The organism is Cytobacillus firmus (assembly GCF_023715565.1).
Lineage (GTDB): Bacteria > Bacillota > Bacilli > Bacillales > Cytobacillaceae > Cytobacillus > Cytobacillus firmus_C.
Genome location: NZ_JAMBOJ010000001.1, coordinates 114,331 through 131,248, shown reverse-complemented (window position 1 = coordinate 131,248; position 16,918 = coordinate 114,331). Strand labels below are relative to the sequence as shown.

Sequence of the window (16,918 nt, the reverse complement as noted above, 5' to 3'; positions counted from 1 at the left end):
GATGGAGGTGGCCAGCTGTGACGATACAGTGGTTTCCCGGCCATATGGCGAAAGCCCGCAGGCAGGTTACAGAAAAATTAAAACTGGTCGATATCATCTTTGAGCTCGTTGATGCAAGGATTCCTTATTCATCACGAAATCCGATGATCGATGAAATCATTCAGCACAAACCCCGGCTTGTTTTGTTGAATAAAGCTGACATGGCTGATAAGGAAGCCACGAAAAAGTGGATTAGATATTTTGAAAATAAAGGCATAAGAGCTCTTGCGATAAACTCACAGGCTGGACAAGGCATGAAAGAAATCGTCTCCGCATCTCAGGAAATCCTTCAGGAGAAATTCGATCGAATGAGAGCAAAAGGTGTCAAGCCAAGGGCAATTCGTGCAATGATAGTTGGTATTCCGAACGCCGGAAAATCCACACTAATCAATCGCCTGGCCAAAAAGAATATTGCAAAGACAGGTAACACTCCCGGCGTTACGAAAGCTCAGCAGTGGATAAAGGTAGGGAAAGAGCTGGAGCTTCTTGATACCCCGGGGATTTTATGGCCAAAATTCGAAGATCAGGAAGTGGGCCTTAAGCTTGCTTTGACTGGAGCGATCAAGGATACTATCTTAAATCTGCAGGATGTTGCAATATATGCCCTCCGTTTTCTCGGGAACAAATATCCGGATCGTCTGGATGACCGCTACCAGATCGAAGAAATCCCGGAAGATATCGTTGAAGTCTTTGATAAAATCGGCAGGCTGCGCGGCTGTCTGATGGGTGGCGGCGAAATTGATTATGATAAAGTAACAGAGCTGGTAATTAGGGAATTCCGTTCTGAAAAAATGGGACCAATTACATTGGAGCTGCCGGAGGAGATTGCAGTGCGGAATGAAGTTGAATAATTTTAATGAAGACCTTCTGTTCGCAGGAGGCCTTTATTTTTGGGCAGAAATGCCGATACATAGGTTAGAATGAGAAGGAGAAAAAACATGGAAACGTTAACCATTCGACAGATAGAAGAAAAGATGAAAACAATTGAGTTAGAGGATGATCCGTTCCTTCACTCAATTAAACAGGACGACAGAAAAGGTGTGCAAGAACTTTTAGCAAAATGGCATTCCCGCCAGCTGCTTCAAAAGAAGATATATGAGAAGCATAAAGAAATGACCCGGTATGAACGCCAGTGCAGAAGCCGGGGTTTTCAATTAATTGCCGGAATAGATGAAGTCGGCAGAGGGCCGCTTGCGGGACCGGTGGTAGCTGCAGCAGTTATTTTGCCTGAAAACTTCTATCTGCCGGGATTGGATGATTCAAAAAAAGTGTCTGAACGAAAAAGAGAAGAATTTTTTGAAATCATTAACGCTGAGGCTGAGGCTGTCAGTGTAGGGATCATTGAGCCAGAGGAAATTGACCGCATCAATATTTTTGAAGCGACAAAGAAGGCAATGCTGTCAGCAATTGAAGGCCTGAATCCAAAACCGGACTTCCTGCTTGTTGATGCCGTAAAACTATTAACACCTTATCCAATGGAAGCAATCATTAAGGGGGATGGCAAAAGCGTAACAATTGCTGCAGCCTCGATCATAGCAAAGGTTACAAGAGATAAAATGATGGCTGAAATAGGCAAAGAGTTTCCGCAGTATGGATTCGGGAAAAATATGGGTTATGGGACTAAGGAGCATCTTGAAGCGATAACGCTTCATGGAATTACGCCTTATCACCGGAAAAGCTTTGCGCCAATAAAAGATTCTTATTGAAATAGAATAGAAGGTGAATGTATGAAGCCGTCTGAAATAATTCAAAAAATCATAAGACATGACCAGAGCAATGCAGGAAGGACGACTGCGTTCAGGTCAGGGCAAATTGTCAGCGGAAAAGTAGCAAAGCTATTTCCGAATCAGACGGCAGAGGTGCAGATCGGGTCACATAAAATGATTGCACAGCTTGAAATCCCTTTGTCAGCGGACAATAGATATTGGTTCAGAGTAGAACCTGGTGAAGGGCTGCTGCGCTTAAGAGTTATGGAAACTGTAAACGGCCAAAGTAAAGGAGCTCCTGCTGAAAGTCTTTTAAGCCAGCTGGGAATGAAACTGTCCCGGGAAAATAAAATGCTCATTCAATATTTTCTTAAGGAGCAGCTGCCGATTACAGGTGAAACTTTAAGAATGGCATCGGAATGGATCTCTGAAAGCAGATCTGCTGCGGAAGGCATGAGGACGGTAAAAGAGATGATATTAAGGCAGCTTCCCTTTTCGAAGGATATTTATTCAGCGCTATCTTCAGTTTTAAACGGTGACTCTATGTCTTCGATTATGGGAGAATTGCTGGAAGAGTTAAAGAGAGCAGATTTATCATCCAATGGGCAGCAAATTTACTCCTTGTTGGGGTATATGACAAAGACTTCAAAGGATAAACTTGGCCAGCAGGCAGTTGTAAGACTGTTTTCAGAGTGGGTGAATGGAAAAAATCAGGCAGGGTCCCTTTCAGCTTTTCGGCTCCTGAAAGCAGTGGGGATGTTTCCGGGTGACGCTTCCGAGGTTGCTGCTGTAAAACAGCTTGTTAAGGACGGCATGGAAAATAGACCGATTATTCAAACACTGAAAGAGCTTCTGAAAACAAGTGAATCAGGGAACAGGCAGCAATTTATATTGAATTTGGCCAAACTCAATGGAGTTATCGTACAAAGTTCTAAAAGCAGCGGAAGAGCTCCGGTCCTCCAAAACTTACTCAATGATTTCCGGAAGGGCAGTTTATCTTTTCCTCCAGAAAAAAATATACTTAACACCATTTTTAAATTGGCTCTATCACTTACAATTAAAGATAATATAGAACATTTATCAGATGGAGACAAGTTCAGGATGGCTGCTGTTCAGGCGGGGAAATTATTGGGCGGTGAAAAACTCTTCGCTTCAGCTGCACTCGGCCCTCAGGAAATCACAATGCTGGAAGAAATGAAATATAGTCTGCGTCCCGAATCTCATTTCCCATTTGATCAGCGTAATATACATAGTGAACTAAAGAGAATAATCACAGCTTTAGGTTTTTCTCATGAATATGACGTCTTAGAGTTATTAAAACAGCATGATGACGGAGCCGTCAAAAAGCTGGATGCTCTCAAACCGCTTCTGATGGACTTCTTAACCGAGGAACCAGCAAATGCAGCTAAAGATGCTGCGGAACGGCTGCTGCATAAAATAACCGGCTTTCAGGCTCTCTCGCAGGAATCAGGGCCACTGCAGCACTTTATCTTTCAGCTGCCGGTTTCTTTATGGGGAAAGATCACTGATATGACAATGCAGTGGAGCGGAAGGAGAACAGAAGGCGGAAATATTGATCCAAACCATTGCCGTGTTATCTTTTATTTAGATTTGGAGCACCTTAGTGAAACGATTATCGACCTTCAGGTCCAAAACAGAATCATCAACATTTCAGTTATTAATGGGAACAGCGAAATAAAAGATTTAACAGCTCCATTTGCAGCTGAATTAAAAGCAAATCTATTAAAATTAAATTATATGCTGTCCTCGGTTTCCTTTCAGAAGCCGGAGCATGCAGGTAATTCACTTATAGCAGGAGAAACCATGACATCATTTGTACAGGCAAATCAATTCAGCGGAGTAGATATTAGAATATGAAAAAAAAGCGTGTTGCACAAAGAAAAGAAGCGGTAGCATTAACATATGATTCTGATAGTCATGGAGCACCCAGGGTATCTGCAAAGGGGAAGGGCCTGACAGCGGAAAATATCCTTGATAAAGCTAAGGAACATGGCATTCCGGTTCAAGAGGATCCTGCCCTTGTTGAGCTTCTCGGCAAGCTAAATATAAATGAAGGGATTCCAGAAGAACTTTATCAGGCTGTTGCTGAGGTATTTGCTTTCATCTACAGAGCTGATCAGGAGGCTGGAAAGAGGGAAAATAGTAAATAATCTATTCTGGCAAACCAATATGTTTCTTTTAAAGGGAACTTTACGAGTAGAAAAAAACGGGATAATACTTAAATCAATTAGAATCGAAAGCTGTCGAAAGACAGTTTTTTTCTTTATTTTAATAAAATATTTACCAATGGTATCATGGTCAAATCTACTATCGTAATAGGGTTTTTGAACTGCCTAATATTTATAATTTTTAAAGAAATATAATATTTTAGAGTAAATGGTGGACAAGGGGTGTGTCATTTAATAAAATGAAAGCGCAGTCTATTTTTTTGAAGAGTTAGATAGGAGGATGGGAAATGAATATACATGAGTATCAAGGTAAAGAAGTCCTCAGACAATACGGGGTAGCAGTTCCGAACGGAAAAGTTGCATTTACAGTTGAAGAAGCTGTTGAAGCTGCGAAAGAACTTGGCACTGAGGTGTGTGTGGTTAAAGCGCAAATCCATGCCGGAGGACGCGGAAAAGCTGGCGGTGTAAAAGTTGCCAAAAACCTTGACGAAGTTCGTACATATGCAGGTGAAATCTTAGGAAAAACACTTGTTACACATCAAACAGGCCCGGAAGGCAAGGAAGTAAAACGTTTACTTATTGAAGAGGGCTGTGACATTCAGAAGGAATATTATGTGGGCCTGGTACTGGACCGAGCAACATCACGCGTAGTATTAATGGCTTCAGAAGAGGGCGGTACAGAAATTGAAGAAGTGGCTGAACAAACGCCAGAAAAAATCTTCAAGGAAGAAATCGATCCTGTTCTTGGCTTAACAGCATTCCAGGCTCGCAGAATCGCTTTTAATATCAATATTCCATCAAAGCTTGTCGGACAAGCTGTTAAATTCATGATGGGCTTATACAGAGCTTATATTGAAAAGGATTGTTCTATTGCTGAAATCAATCCATTAGTTGTAACTGGCGACGGCAAGGTTATGGCCTTGGATGCTAAGCTGAACTTCGATGGAAATGCCCTTTACCGTCAAAAAGACATCATGGATCTTCGTGACCTTGAAGAAGAGGATGCAAAGGAAATCGAAGCATCTAAATATGACCTAAGCTATATTTCCCTTGATGGAAACATCGGCTGCATGGTTAACGGTGCAGGTTTAGCAATGGCTACTATGGATATCGTTAAGCATTATGGCGGAGACCCGGCCAATTTCCTTGATGTTGGGGGCGGAGCAACAGCTGAGAAGGTAACAGAAGCTTTCAAAATCATCCTTTCTGATAAAAACGTAAAAGGTATTTTTGTAAATATCTTTGGAGGAATCATGAAGTGCGACATCATCGCCAATGGTGTGGTGGAAGCGGCGAAGCAAGTGGGCTTGAATGTGCCATTAGTTGTACGTTTGGAAGGCACGAACGTTGAAATGGGCAAGAAAATTCTTGCTGAATCCGATATCGATATTATCGCAGCTGAATCCATGGCTGATGGAGCACAAAAAATCGTTTCTTTAGTAGGCTAAGAACTAAAAATGAGCGGCCGTTCAGCATCAAAGGAATATAGCGGAAACCGATCTTCAGTTTCTGATTAAAGCCTTTGGTCATATGATGGCACTCTTTAGACCAGGAAGGAGAATTAATGTGAGCGTATTTATTAATAAAGATACTAAAGTTATAGTTCAAGGGATTACAGGCTCAACAGCCCTCTTCCATACAAAGCAAATGCTCGAATACGGAACGCAAATTGTCGGCGGTGTAACTCCGGGTAAAGGCGGTACGGAAGTAGAGGGTGTTCCTGTCTTCAATACTGTGGAGGAAGCAGTTAAGGCTACAGGTGCAAATGCCTCCGTAATCTATGTTCCGGCTCCATTTGCTGCAGATGCTATTCTTGAGGCTGTAGATGCAGAATTAGATCTTGCGATTTGTATCACTGAGCATATTCCTGTATTGGATATGGTTAAAGTTAAGCGTTATATGGAAGGCAAGAAGACACGCCTTGTAGGTCCTAACTGTCCGGGTGTTATCACTCCTGAAGAGTGTAAGATCGGCATTATGCCTGGATACATCCACACTAAAGGCCATGTTGGAGTTGTGTCACGTTCCGGAACATTGACTTATGAAGCTGTACATCAACTAACACAGGAAGGTATCGGCCAATCTACTGCTGTTGGAATCGGCGGAGACCCGGTTAACGGAACAAACTTCATTGATGTTTTAAAAGCGTTCAATGAAGATCCTGAAACCTATGCTGTCATTATGATTGGTGAAATCGGCGGAACTGCTGAAGAAGAAGCTGCAGAATGGGTTAAAGAGAACATGACTAAGCCTGTTGTAGGCTTCATCGGTGGGCGCACTGCACCTCCAGGAAAGCGTATGGGCCATGCCGGCGCAATTATTTCAGGAGGCAAAGGAACAGCTGATGAAAAAATCCGTGTTATGAATGAATGCGGTATTCAGGTAGCTGACACTCCATCCGTAATGGGTGAAACCTTGATAAAGGTTCTTAAAGAAAAAGGCCTTTATGACCAGTGTAAAACACATTAATCTTTTCAAATAATTAAAGAGTAGTCCCTCATTTTGAGGGACTATTTCTGCATTGCCATATCCGTATCCCCGCACATACCCCGTTTTCTCAAAAACATTTCAGGAGGCTTCCATGAAGGAATTTAATATGAGGCTCACCCATCTCCATCACTGCAGAGGAATGAGCTGGAAGATGATTTATAACATTCTTAAGAAAGACCCCGAATTGAAATTTCTGTATAATGATGCACCCCGCCAAATAATTCCCCAGGTAATGACTGCTCAGGATACCCATTCCAATGTACTCCAGGATCTGCATTCTGATCGAATCCTGGAACAAATTCGCCTATACTCACAAAATGGCATTAGGGCCATTACAATTTTCGAAAAGGAATATCCAATTTTATTAAAAGAAACATACCAGCCGCCATGGGTATTGTATGCCCGAGGCGATACCAGCCTTTTAAATAGCGGGACTCATCTGGCTGTTGTCGGCTCCAGGCAGGCAACAGATTATGGCGAGAAAGCCATTCAGCTCATTTTCCCCAAGCTTATTGAACAGGGGGTAATTATTGTAAGCGGTCTAGCGGCTGGGATTGATGCCATTGCGCATAAGGAAGCAATAAAAAATAAAGGAAAAACAATTGGAGTCATAGCCGGGGGGCTGTTTCATATTTATCCGCAGGCAAATCAGAAGCTTGCTTATGAAATGATGAAAAATCACCTGGTTATATCTGAATATCCGCCGTACACAAGGCCCTCAAGGTGGCAGTTTCCAATGAGAAACCGAATAATAAGCGGCATTAGCAAAGGGACACTGATAATCCAGGCGAAGAGCAAGAGCGGCTCTCTTATTACTGCTAATTATGCAGTGCAGGAAGGAAGAGAAGTGTTTGCAGTACCAGGGAATATTTTTAGCCCATTCTCAGGCGGAACGAATGAATTAATTCAGCAAGGCGCTAAACTGGTAAAATCGGCTGAAGAAATCCTAGAGGAGTTCCCTTATTAATGACAATGAAAAAGGAGCCATGATATTTAAGGATCCTTCACTTAAATCACACATAGTAAATTTGTTTATTTAAAGGATTTTTTACAAAAAGGTTGAAATTCTATTAAAACTGTTATACATTTTGCAACAGGTATGAAGGAAAAGTAAGAGAATGCTTATCTAGTTAATTTAGGATCTTTTCTTGGAAACGGTTGCGGAAATATTTCCGATTAAGTTTGACAAACTTGAATAGAATGTAGAATAATAATGAATATTTCAATACACATGCAGTTAATGCGCTGTTTTATTGGTAATAGATAATGAAAGCAGGCAAGTTTAGCAGGTGAAAAATACCGCATTTCAAAAAGATTTTGCCTGAATGTATTAAAATTCCCTCTCAAGGAGGACTATTGATGTCAGAGTTTCTTGTTATCGTTGAGTCACCTGCAAAGGCAAAAACGATTGAGCGTTATTTAGGAAAAAAATATAAAGTAAAAGCTTCCATGGGACATGTTAGGGATCTTCCCAAAAGCCAAATGGGCATTGATGTGGAAAATAATTTTGAACCCAAATACATAACGATTCGCGGAAAGGGTCCTGTTTTAAAGGAGCTTAAGACAGCGGCCAAAAAAGCTAAGAAAATTTATCTAGCGGCTGACCCCGACAGAGAAGGGGAAGCCATCGCTTGGCATTTGGCACATAGCCTGGATATGGATGTTACATCAGATTGCCGAGTTGTTTTTAATGAAATTACAAAAGACGCCATTAAGGAATCTTTCAAGCATCCAAGGCCAATCAACATGAATCTGGTTGATGCACAGCAGACAAGAAGGATGCTCGACAGACTGGTCGGCTATAATATCAGCCCCTTACTATGGAAGAAAGTGAAAAAAGGATTAAGTGCGGGGAGAGTACAGTCTGTTGCAGTCCGATTGATCATCGACCGTGAAAAGGAAATTAAGGACTTTATACCAGAAGAGTATTGGTCAATTGATGGAGAGTTCCTTAAAGGAAAAACAGCCTTTGATGCATCATTTTACGGATTTAAGAATGAAAAAATGGAATTGAAGTCGGAAAGCGATGTTCAAAATATTTTAAGTAAAATGAAGGGTAATAAATTCAAGGTAGAATCGGTTACCAAGAAGGAAAGAAAGCGGAATCCTGCTGCTCCTTTTACTACTTCATCTCTTCAACAGGAAGCTGCCAGAAAATTAAATTTCCGTGCAAAAAAAACCATGATGCTTGCCCAGCAACTTTATGAAGGAATTGAACTCGGCAAGGAAGGAACTGTCGGTTTAATCACCTATATGAGAACTGACTCAACACGCATATCCGAAGTTGCTCAAAGTGAAGCTGCAGACTACATTCAAAACTCATACGGGAAAGAGTTCCTGCAGGGTGAAAAGAAAAAAGAAAAGAAAAACAGCAATGCCCAAGATGCGCATGAGGCCATCCGGCCGACTAGCACATTAAGGTCGCCTGCAAGTTTAAAAGAATACTTGTCACGGGATCAGCTTCGATTATACAGGCTTATTTGGGAACGCTTTGTTGCAAGCCAAATGGCACCAGCGGTTATGGACACCATGAGTGTTGATTTGAAAAATGGTGAAGTGATTTTCCGGGCAACAGGCTCAAAAGTAAAATTCCCGGGATTCATGAAAGTATATGTTGAAGGGTCTGATGATCAGTCTGAGGAAAAAGATAATATGCTTCCTGATCTGAAGGAAGGGGATGAAGTCCTTAAAAAAGACATCGAACCTAAACAGCACTTCACACAGCCCCCCCCAAGGTATACTGAGGCAAGGTTGGTAAAAACACTAGAAGAGCAGGGAATCGGGCGCCCATCCACTTTCGCTCCGACACTTGATACCATCCAAAAACGGGGCTATGTTGCACTGGATAATAAACGTTTTATACCGACTGAACTGGGTGAAATTGTCCTGGAATTAATCATGGAATTCTTCCCTGAAATCCTTGATATCGAGTTTACCGCGAAAATGGAAAAAGACTTGGACTATGTGGAAGAAGGCAAAGTCAACTGGGTAAAGATCATAGATGATTTCTATGTGGATTTTGAAAAAAATCTTAAAATAGCGGAAAAGGAAATGCAGGAAGTAGAAATTAAGGATGAACCTGCTGGTGAGGATTGCGAACAATGCGGTAATCCTATGGTGTTCAAGATGGGGCGCTATGGAAAGTTCATGGCCTGCAGCAATTTCCCTGATTGCCGCAATACTAAGCCGATTGTCAAGGATATCGGTGTGAAATGTCCAAAGTGCGAAGAAGGAAATATAATTGAAAGAAAAAGCAAAAAACGCCGGATCTTCTACGGTTGTGACAGGTTCCCTGAATGTGACTTTATTTCTTGGGATAAGCCTCTGCCAAGAAGCTGTCCAAAATGCGATAAACTGCTGGTTGAGAAAAAACTCAAAAAAGGTGTTCAAGTACAGTGTGTTGAATGCGACTATAAGGAAGAAAAGCAAAGTTAAGGGTGGGCTTAAATGCTCACTCTTTTCTATTGAAGGACGAGCACCCAAAATACTTCCAGTCTGGCTATTTTTAAAGGAATTAGTACTTGAAACTTTTTTATTTTTAAATCGTATTGTAAAATGGCAAAATGAATAAGAACAGGGTAAAGTAGGATAGACTGTTTTAAAAAAATATAAATTATTCATGATATCGTCATCATAAGTATGTATGGAGGTTTAATTTATGAAAGATACAGCAGTGAATGTAATTGGCGCTGGACTGGCAGGCAGTGAGGCCGCTTGGCAGCTTGCCAGCAGGGGAATAAAGGTAAATCTCTATGAAATGAGGCCGGTAAGGCAGACTCCTGCTCATCATACAGATAAATTTGCAGAACTTGTCTGCAGCAACTCTCTGCGTGCAAATACTTTAACAAATGCAGTCGGGGTATTAAAAGAAGAAATGAGGAAGCTGAATTCTGTTATTATCCATTCGGCTGACAGCAGTGCAGTTCCTGCTGGCGGAGCTTTGGCAGTTGACCGCCATGATTTTGCAGCTCGTGTAACTGAACAAGTCAAAAAACATTCGAATGTAACGGTAATAAACGAAGAAGTGACAGAAATTCCCGAAGGGCCAACTGTAATCGCCACTGGACCGCTCACCAGTGAAGCTTTATCCGCAAAATTAAAAGAGCTGTCCGGAGAAGATTATTTATATTTTTATGATGCGGCTGCTCCAATTCTCGAAAAAGATTCAATCGATATGAACAAAGTTTATTTGAAATCACGTTACGATAAAGGTGAAGCGGCATATTTGAATTGTCCCATGACAGAAGAAGAATTTGAACGATTTTATGCCGCTCTTACCTCCGCTGAAACTGTTCCACTAAAGGAATTTGAAAAGGAAATTTTTTTCGAAGGCTGTATGCCAATAGAAGTAATGGCAAACAGGGGAAAGAAAACAATGCTTTTTGGTCCGATGAAGCCTGTAGGTTTAGAAGATCCGAAAACAGGAAAAAGGCCTTATGCAGTTGTTCAGCTACGCCAGGATGATGCTGCAGGAACACTTTATAATATTGTAGGTTTTCAGACACATTTAAAATGGGGTCCGCAAAAAGAAGTAATCCGCTTGATTCCTGGTCTTGAAAATGCTGAGATAGTAAGGTATGGCGTTATGCACCGGAATACATTCATCAACTCTCCAAAAGTACTTCGTGCCACATATCAGTTTAAGAATAGAGAAGATTTATTCTTTGCAGGGCAAATGACCGGGGTTGAAGGCTATGTCGAATCTGCTGCCAGCGGACTTGTGGCAGGCATCAATGCTGCAAGGCTTGTTAAGGGAGAGGATCCAATAGAGTTTCCTCATGAAACGGCGATTGGAAGTATGGCGCGTTATATTACCACAGCTAATCCAAAGAGTTTCCAGCCTATGAATGCTAATTTTGGATTATTTCCTGATCTTCCTGAAAAAATCAGAGGGAAAAAAGAAAGAAATGAAAAGCATGCAGAAAGAGCACTGGGAACAATTCAGAACTTTATGAAAAATTTGTAAATTATGTTGCGTGGGCTGCTGAGTTGTGTTACTATTTAGTAGCCCATGCGAGGTGAACAATTAATGTCTGAAAATGTGAACGTTTCTTTAAAGTTGTTTATTGAATATTTACAAATCGAGAAAAATTATTCACAATATACTATTGAACATTACCAGCATGATATAGGTGAGTTCTTTATGTTCATGTCTGAACAAGCCATTTCAGATTTAACAAAAGTCGAGTATCAGGATGTCAGGATATATCTTACTAATCTTTTCGAAAGAAAGATGTCACGGAAGTCTGTTGCCAGAAAGATATCAAGCCTAAGGAGCTTTTTTAAATTTTTGCTAAGAGAAGAGATAGTAGCTGACAATCCATTCGCACTTGTTTCCATTCCGAAAGCACAGAAAAAGCTGCCGGAATTTTTCTATGAAGAGGAAATGAAACAGCTTTTTGAAGCTTGTGAAATCAGCACTCCTCTTGGGCAGCGAAACAAAGCCCTTCTTGAATTATTATATGCCACCGGCATTCGTGTAAGTGAGTGCAGCCAACTCCGCTTAAAAGACCTGGATATGCATTTATCAACGGTACTTGTACGGGGAAAGGGCAGGAAAGAACGATATGTTCCTTTCGGCAGCTTCGCTCAGGATGCAATTGACACATACATAAACCATGGACGTAAAGAATTGCTTGCAAATGGGAACGTGCAGGAAAATTTGTTTTTGAACGCCCGGGGCGGTCCTCTTACAGCAAGAGGAATCAGGACAATTCTTGACAGGATCATAGAGAAATCATCTTTAACAGGCAAAATTCATCCCCATATGCTTCGCCACACATTTGCGACGCATTTAATGGCTAATGGGGCTGATATGAGAACAGTCCAGGAATTACTTGGACACGCATTTCTTTCTTCGACCCAGGTGTATACACATGTTACGAATGAATACTTGAAAAAAACGTATATGGCCCACCATCCGCGGGCATAGCGAAAAAACAGCCATTATCGAATAGTCTGCAGAAAAAATCAAAGGCAATATGCTCCAAAGGAGGAGTCTTTCATGTCCGAATTTCATGCAACAACAATATTTGCTGTGCATCATAATGGAGAATGTGCAATGTCTGGCGACGGCCAGGTTACCTTTGGAAATGCAGTTGTAATGAAACACACTGCAAGAAAAGTCAGAAAGATTTTTAACGGTAAGGTGCTTGCTGGATTTGCAGGTTCAGTAGCTGATGCATTTACGTTATTCGAAATGTTTGAAGGAAAGTTAGAAGAGTATAATGGCAACCTTGAGAGGGCAGCTGTAGAGCTTGCAAAAGAATGGAGAAGCGACAAAGTTTTGCGAAAGCTTGAAGCAATGCTCATCGTTATGAATAAGGATAGCCTGCTGCTTATCTCCGGTACAGGTGAAGTTATAGAGCCGGATGATGGAATTCTGGCTATTGGATCAGGAGGCAATTATGCGCTTGCAGCCGGACGTTCTTTAAAAAGGTTCGCAGGAGAACACTTGTCAGCAAAAGAAATTGCCAAGGCTTCCCTTGAAATGGCTGCCGAAATATGTGTATATACAAACCACAATATCATTGTGGAAGAACTCTAATAAAGGAGTGCTGTTGAATGGGTAAAGGAACAAGCTTAACTCCGCGCCAAATTGTTGAGCGCTTGGATCAATATATTATCGGTCAAAAGGATGCAAAAAAAGCAGTTGCTATAGCTCTTCGGAATCGTTATCGCCGCAGCTTGCTCGAGGAAAAATTGCGGGAAGAAGTAAATCCTAAAAATATATTGATGATCGGCCCAACTGGTGTTGGAAAAACTGAAATTGCGCGCAGAATGGCTAAATTGGTAGGTGCACCATTTGTAAAAGTGGAGGCAACCAAATTCACTGAAGTAGGATATGTGGGCAGGGATGTTGAATCCATGGTCAGAGATCTTGTGGAAACATCCGTCCGTCTGGTAAAAGAAGAGAAGATGGTCAGTGTAAAGGAAAGAGCAGAAGAAAGTGCTAACCGCCGCATACTTGAACTGCTTGTACCTGGTGCGAAAAAAGCCGCTAATTATAAAAATCCGCTTGAAATGCTATTTGGTGGAGGTAATGATCAGCAGCAGGAGACGTATCAGACTGAAGACTTAAACCTCCAGGAAAAGCGCAAGATTGTAAAAGAAAAGCTTGCACTAGGCGAATTGGAAAATGAAGTGATTACCGTTGAGGTGGAAGAACAGCAGCCTTCCATGTTTGACATGTTGCAGGGCTCTGGGATGGAACAAATGGGCATGAATATGCAGGATGCCCTCAGCAGCCTTATGCCAAAGAAAAGGAAAAAGAGAAAACTGACTGTAAAAGAAGCCAGAAAGATCCTGACCAATGAAGAAGCCCAAAAGCTGATTGATATGGATGAAGTCAGTCAGGAGGCTGTATTCCGTGCTGAACAGTCAGGAATAATTTTCATTGATGAGATCGATAAAATTGCCAGCAAAAATAGCGGCGGTTCTTCAGCAGATGTTTCAAGAGAAGGAGTTCAAAGAGATATTTTGCCGGTGGTGGAGGGTTCAACAGTAGTAACCAAATATGGTTCTGTAAAAACTGACCATGTATTGTTTATTGCTGCAGGTGCTTTCCATATGGCAAAGCCTTCTGATCTTATTCCTGAATTACAGGGACGTTTCCCGATCCGTGTGGAGCTCACTAAGCTGACTGTAGAAGATTTCTACAAAATACTTGTGGAGCCCGATAATGCATTAATTAAACAATATGAAGCATTATTGGTAACTGAAGGTATACAAATTGAATTTTCTGACGATGCTATTCGTAGGATTGCTCAATTTGCTTTCGAAGTTAACCAGAATACCGATAATATCGGCGCAAGACGTCTTCATACAATCATGGAAAAGCTGCTCGAAGATTTATCGTTTGAAGCACCGGACATCACTATGGAAAAAATCACAATTACTCCTCAGTATGTTGAGGAGAAACTCGGCGCTATTTCCCGCAATAAGGATTTAAGCCAGTTTATTCTGTGACCTATAGTTTAAAGAGTTAGGGCACAGGGTATCGGAAAGTGAATGCTTAAAAAAGTCAAAAATAGCAATAAGTTATTTATTTTTAACAAAATATATGTTTATGGGTTGCAGCAAATAGGAGGAAATACAATGGATTTATTAACTAAAACAAGAAAGATTAATGCAATGCTTCAAAGAGCAGCCGGAAAGCCGGTTAACTTCAAAGAAATGTCAGAAACACTTAGTGATGTAATTGAAGCAAATATCTTCGTAGTAAGCCGCAGAGGCAAACTTCTTGGATTTGCAGTAAATCAGCAAATCGAAAATGAGCGTATGAAGCAAATGCTTGAAGATCGTCAGTTCCCTGAGGAATATACGAAAAACTTATTTAACATCCAGGAAACTTCATCAAACCTTGATATGGAAAGCGAATATACTGCATTCCCAGTTGAAAACAAGGACCTCTTTGCAAGCGGATTGACTACAATTGTTCCAATTATCGGCGGCGGTGAGCGTCTCGGAACACTTATTCTTGCGAGATTGCAGGAACAGTTCCATGATGATGATTTGATTCTAGCTGAATATGGTGCTACTGTAGTCGGCATGGAAATTCTTCGCGAAAAAGCGGAAGAAATTGAAGAGGAAGCGCGCAGCAAAGCTGTTGTTCAAATGGCAATCAGTTCACTTTCTTACAGTGAGCTTGAAGCGATTGAGCATATCTTTGAAGAGCTTAACGGCAATGAGGGACTTCTTGTTGCATCAAAAATTGCTGATCGTGTAGGCATTACGCGCTCTGTAATCGTTAATGCTTTAAGAAAACTGGAAAGTGCAGGAGTTATTGAGTCCCGTTCTTTAGGAATGAAGGGTACCTATATCAAAGTCCTAAATGACAAATTCCTGTTTGAATTGGAAAAGCTTAAATCAAACTAATAATCCTGAAAAACCCGTCATAAAAATGACGGGTTTTTTGTTACAGTTTTGTTACGTTTGAAATTGGTAAATATATGTATTTTAAACATTTTTTAAAAGTTCTATAGTCACGAATTACATATATTTCAAATAAAATAATAATTTATTTAGTTCAAATGAACTATATTGCTGAATGTCTATAAAATTCATAAGGGACTAAGGTTGATGTAGTTCTGGAAATTATTACTAAATAACTTATATAACTTTCAGCATATTTAAAAGATTTGTCGAAAATAGGCCAAAAGAATCATTAAAAACAAGCTTAAGTACATAGACATATTATTTCATATTCATTACAATAATGTTTATGATGACATAATATGTCCATTATCACCAAATTTCAACAATAATTACCATGTAAAAATTTGTTTTTATACGAGGTGTAATGATTGAAACTGTTTTCCAGCACTATATCGACATTAGAACAAGCATTAAATTATTCTTCGCTTAAACAAAAAGTAATTTCACAAAATATTGCAAATGCTGATACTCCAAACTATAAAGCAAAAGATGCCAGCTTTAAAGCTGCTTTCAAGAACGCTTTAAATGAATCAATGGATGCTAACAAAAGTGATTATAGACATTACGATTTTAAAAATGGTTCATTCTCAGGGAAAAGTATAGTGACCAGAGCTGATACTTCTTACAATCATAATGGCAATAGTGTGGATTTAGATAAGGAAATGGCGGATCTGGCTACAAACCAGATTTACTATAATGCAGTTATTGAACGGGTAAGCGGCAAGTTTTCCAGTCTGCAGAATGTATTGCGGGGAGGCAATTAGTAATGTCTATGTTTCATAGCATGAACAGCACAGCATCGGCACTAACTGCCCAAAGGCTCCGCATGGATGTAATTTCTTCAAATATGGCCAATGCGGATTCTACAAAGAGTATAAATGGAGATGGACCCTATAGAAGGAAATCAGTTGTACTGGAACCGAAAGAAGGGCAGTTTTCATCCTTTTTAAATATGGCCATGAGCCGAAATGGAGGCAGTTCGGCAGGTAATGGGGTAAAAGTGTCAAGAATTGTAGAAGATCGGGAGACCCCAACTAAAATGGTTTATGATCCTTCACATGTCGATGCGAATGAAGATGGATATGTTGAAATGCCAAACGTGGACCCTTTACGGGAAATGACAGATCTTATTAGCGCCACGAGATCATATGAAGCGAACGTAACAGTTTTTAATGCCTCTAAAGGGATGATGATGAAAGCATTGGAAATCGGCAAATAAGGAGAACCTTAAATGAATAACGTAACGTTTATGCCAGTGAATGCTTTAAAGCCTGCTGAAAATCAAAAGACTCATACATATACATCATTCGATGCTCAGCAAAGTTTTTCGTCGGTCTTAAAGCAATCAATAGAAAAAATAAATAATGCACAGATTCAGTCAGATGTTATGACTGAGAAACTTGCAAAGGGAGAAAATGTGGATCTTCACCAGGTGATGATCACATCACAAAAAGCGAGCATCACAATGCAGGCTGCACTCGAAATTAGAAATAAAGTAATTGAAGCTTATCAGGAAGCGATGAGAATGCAGGTATAATATTACAGCAGTTCCTTTGA

General features: G+C 40.6%; 16 protein-coding genes. All 16 read left to right on the top strand.

What is annotated here, in order from left to right:
* Nucleotides 1-17: 17 nt before the first annotated feature.
* On the top strand, nucleotides 18-890 hold the full coding sequence (gene ylqF / locus M3205_RS00640; RefSeq protein WP_251168166.1) for a ribosome biogenesis GTPase YlqF: 873 nt from the start codon (nucleotides 18-20) through the stop codon (nucleotides 888-890).
* 87 nt (nucleotides 891-977) lie between these two features.
* Nucleotides 978-1,745 carry a ribonuclease HII gene (locus M3205_RS00635; RefSeq protein ID WP_251168165.1) on the top strand — a complete coding sequence of 256 codons (768 nt, stop codon included), beginning with the start codon at nucleotides 978-980 and terminating at the stop codon, nucleotides 1,743-1,745.
* 21 nt (nucleotides 1,746-1,766) lie between these two features.
* Nucleotides 1,767-3,623, top strand: a complete 1,857-nt coding sequence (locus M3205_RS00630; RefSeq protein ID WP_251168164.1) for a hypothetical protein — start codon at nucleotides 1,767-1,769, stop codon at nucleotides 3,621-3,623.
* Nucleotides 3,620-3,916, top strand: coding sequence for an EscU/YscU/HrcU family type III secretion system export apparatus switch protein (locus M3205_RS00625; protein ID WP_251168163.1), 297 nt, complete (start codon nucleotides 3,620-3,622; stop codon nucleotides 3,914-3,916). The genes M3205_RS00630 and M3205_RS00625 overlap by 4 nt, the downstream gene beginning before the upstream one ends.
* 305 nt (nucleotides 3,917-4,221) lie before the next feature.
* Nucleotides 4,222-5,382 carry an ADP-forming succinate--CoA ligase subunit beta gene (sucC, locus tag M3205_RS00620; protein WP_251168162.1) on the top strand — a complete coding sequence of 387 codons (1,161 nt, stop codon included), beginning with the start codon at nucleotides 4,222-4,224 and terminating at the stop codon, nucleotides 5,380-5,382.
* Nucleotides 5,383-5,500: 118 nt separating this feature from the next.
* Nucleotides 5,501-6,403, top strand: coding sequence for a succinate--CoA ligase subunit alpha (sucD, locus tag M3205_RS00615; RefSeq protein ID WP_035328940.1), 903 nt, complete (start codon nucleotides 5,501-5,503; stop codon nucleotides 6,401-6,403).
* A gap of 112 nt (nucleotides 6,404-6,515) precedes the next feature.
* Nucleotides 6,516-7,391, top strand: coding sequence for a DNA-processing protein DprA (gene dprA, locus M3205_RS00610; protein WP_251168161.1), 876 nt, complete (start codon nucleotides 6,516-6,518; stop codon nucleotides 7,389-7,391).
* A 392-nt stretch (nucleotides 7,392-7,783) separates the two neighbouring features.
* Nucleotides 7,784-9,859 (top strand): type I DNA topoisomerase, encoded by a 2,076-nt coding sequence (topA, locus tag M3205_RS00605; RefSeq protein ID WP_251168160.1) that lies wholly within the window; start codon nucleotides 7,784-7,786, stop codon nucleotides 9,857-9,859.
* A 223-nt stretch (nucleotides 9,860-10,082) separates the two neighbouring features.
* Entirely contained in the window at nucleotides 10,083-11,390 is a 1,308-nt protein-coding gene (gene trmFO, locus M3205_RS00600; RefSeq protein WP_251168159.1) for an FADH(2)-oxidizing methylenetetrahydrofolate--tRNA-(uracil(54)-C(5))-methyltransferase TrmFO, read from the top strand.
* Nucleotides 11,391-11,453: 63 nt separating this feature from the next.
* A complete protein-coding gene (gene xerC, locus M3205_RS00595) occupies nucleotides 11,454-12,356 on the top strand; it encodes a tyrosine recombinase XerC (protein WP_251168158.1) in 903 nt (300 codons plus the stop codon).
* Between the two features lie 72 nt (nucleotides 12,357-12,428).
* Entirely contained in the window at nucleotides 12,429-12,971 is a 543-nt protein-coding gene (hslV, locus tag M3205_RS00590; protein WP_251168157.1) for an ATP-dependent protease subunit HslV, read from the top strand.
* A 17-nt stretch (nucleotides 12,972-12,988) separates the two neighbouring features.
* Nucleotides 12,989-14,392 (top strand): HslU--HslV peptidase ATPase subunit, encoded by a 1,404-nt coding sequence (hslU, locus tag M3205_RS00585; protein ID WP_251168156.1) that lies wholly within the window; start codon nucleotides 12,989-12,991, stop codon nucleotides 14,390-14,392.
* Nucleotides 14,393-14,521: 129 nt separating this feature from the next.
* Nucleotides 14,522-15,301 carry a GTP-sensing pleiotropic transcriptional regulator CodY gene (codY, locus tag M3205_RS00580; RefSeq protein WP_251168155.1) on the top strand — a complete coding sequence of 260 codons (780 nt, stop codon included), beginning with the start codon at nucleotides 14,522-14,524 and terminating at the stop codon, nucleotides 15,299-15,301.
* A gap of 428 nt (nucleotides 15,302-15,729) precedes the next feature.
* Nucleotides 15,730-16,125 carry a flagellar basal body rod protein FlgB gene (flgB, locus tag M3205_RS00575; protein WP_251168154.1) on the top strand — a complete coding sequence of 132 codons (396 nt, stop codon included), beginning with the start codon at nucleotides 15,730-15,732 and terminating at the stop codon, nucleotides 16,123-16,125.
* A 2-nt stretch (nucleotides 16,126-16,127) separates the two neighbouring features.
* On the top strand, nucleotides 16,128-16,580 hold the full coding sequence (flgC, locus tag M3205_RS00570) for a flagellar basal body rod protein FlgC (protein WP_251168153.1): 453 nt from the start codon (nucleotides 16,128-16,130) through the stop codon (nucleotides 16,578-16,580).
* A gap of 12 nt (nucleotides 16,581-16,592) precedes the next feature.
* Entirely contained in the window at nucleotides 16,593-16,898 is a 306-nt protein-coding gene (gene fliE, locus M3205_RS00565) for a flagellar hook-basal body complex protein FliE (protein WP_251168152.1), read from the top strand.
* Nucleotides 16,899-16,918 lie beyond the last annotated feature (20 nt).

Coding starts and splice junctions, on each gene's coding strand:
- fliE (WP_251168152.1), top strand. CDS start 16,593: ATGAATAACGTAACGTTTATGCCAGTGAATGCTTTAAAGCCTGCTGAA.
- flgC (WP_251168153.1), top strand. CDS start 16,128: ATGTCTATGTTTCATAGCATGAACAGCACAGCATCGGCACTAACTGCC.
- codY (WP_251168155.1), top strand. CDS start 14,522: ATGGATTTATTAACTAAAACAAGAAAGATTAATGCAATGCTTCAAAGA.
- trmFO (WP_251168159.1), top strand. CDS start 10,083: ATGAAAGATACAGCAGTGAATGTAATTGGCGCTGGACTGGCAGGCAGT.
- M3205_RS00630 (WP_251168164.1), top strand. CDS start 1,767: ATGAAGCCGTCTGAAATAATTCAAAAAATCATAAGACATGACCAGAGC.
- M3205_RS00635 (WP_251168165.1), top strand. CDS start 978: ATGGAAACGTTAACCATTCGACAGATAGAAGAAAAGATGAAAACAATT.
- sucC (WP_251168162.1), top strand. CDS start 4,222: ATGAATATACATGAGTATCAAGGTAAAGAAGTCCTCAGACAATACGGG.
- hslV (WP_251168157.1), top strand. CDS start 12,429: ATGTCCGAATTTCATGCAACAACAATATTTGCTGTGCATCATAATGGA.
- xerC (WP_251168158.1), top strand. CDS start 11,454: ATGTCTGAAAATGTGAACGTTTCTTTAAAGTTGTTTATTGAATATTTA.
- M3205_RS00625 (WP_251168163.1), top strand. CDS start 3,620: ATGAAAAAAAAGCGTGTTGCACAAAGAAAAGAAGCGGTAGCATTAACA.
- topA (WP_251168160.1), top strand. CDS start 7,784: ATGTCAGAGTTTCTTGTTATCGTTGAGTCACCTGCAAAGGCAAAAACG.
- dprA (WP_251168161.1), top strand. CDS start 6,516: ATGAAGGAATTTAATATGAGGCTCACCCATCTCCATCACTGCAGAGGA.
- hslU (WP_251168156.1), top strand. CDS start 12,989: ATGGGTAAAGGAACAAGCTTAACTCCGCGCCAAATTGTTGAGCGCTTG.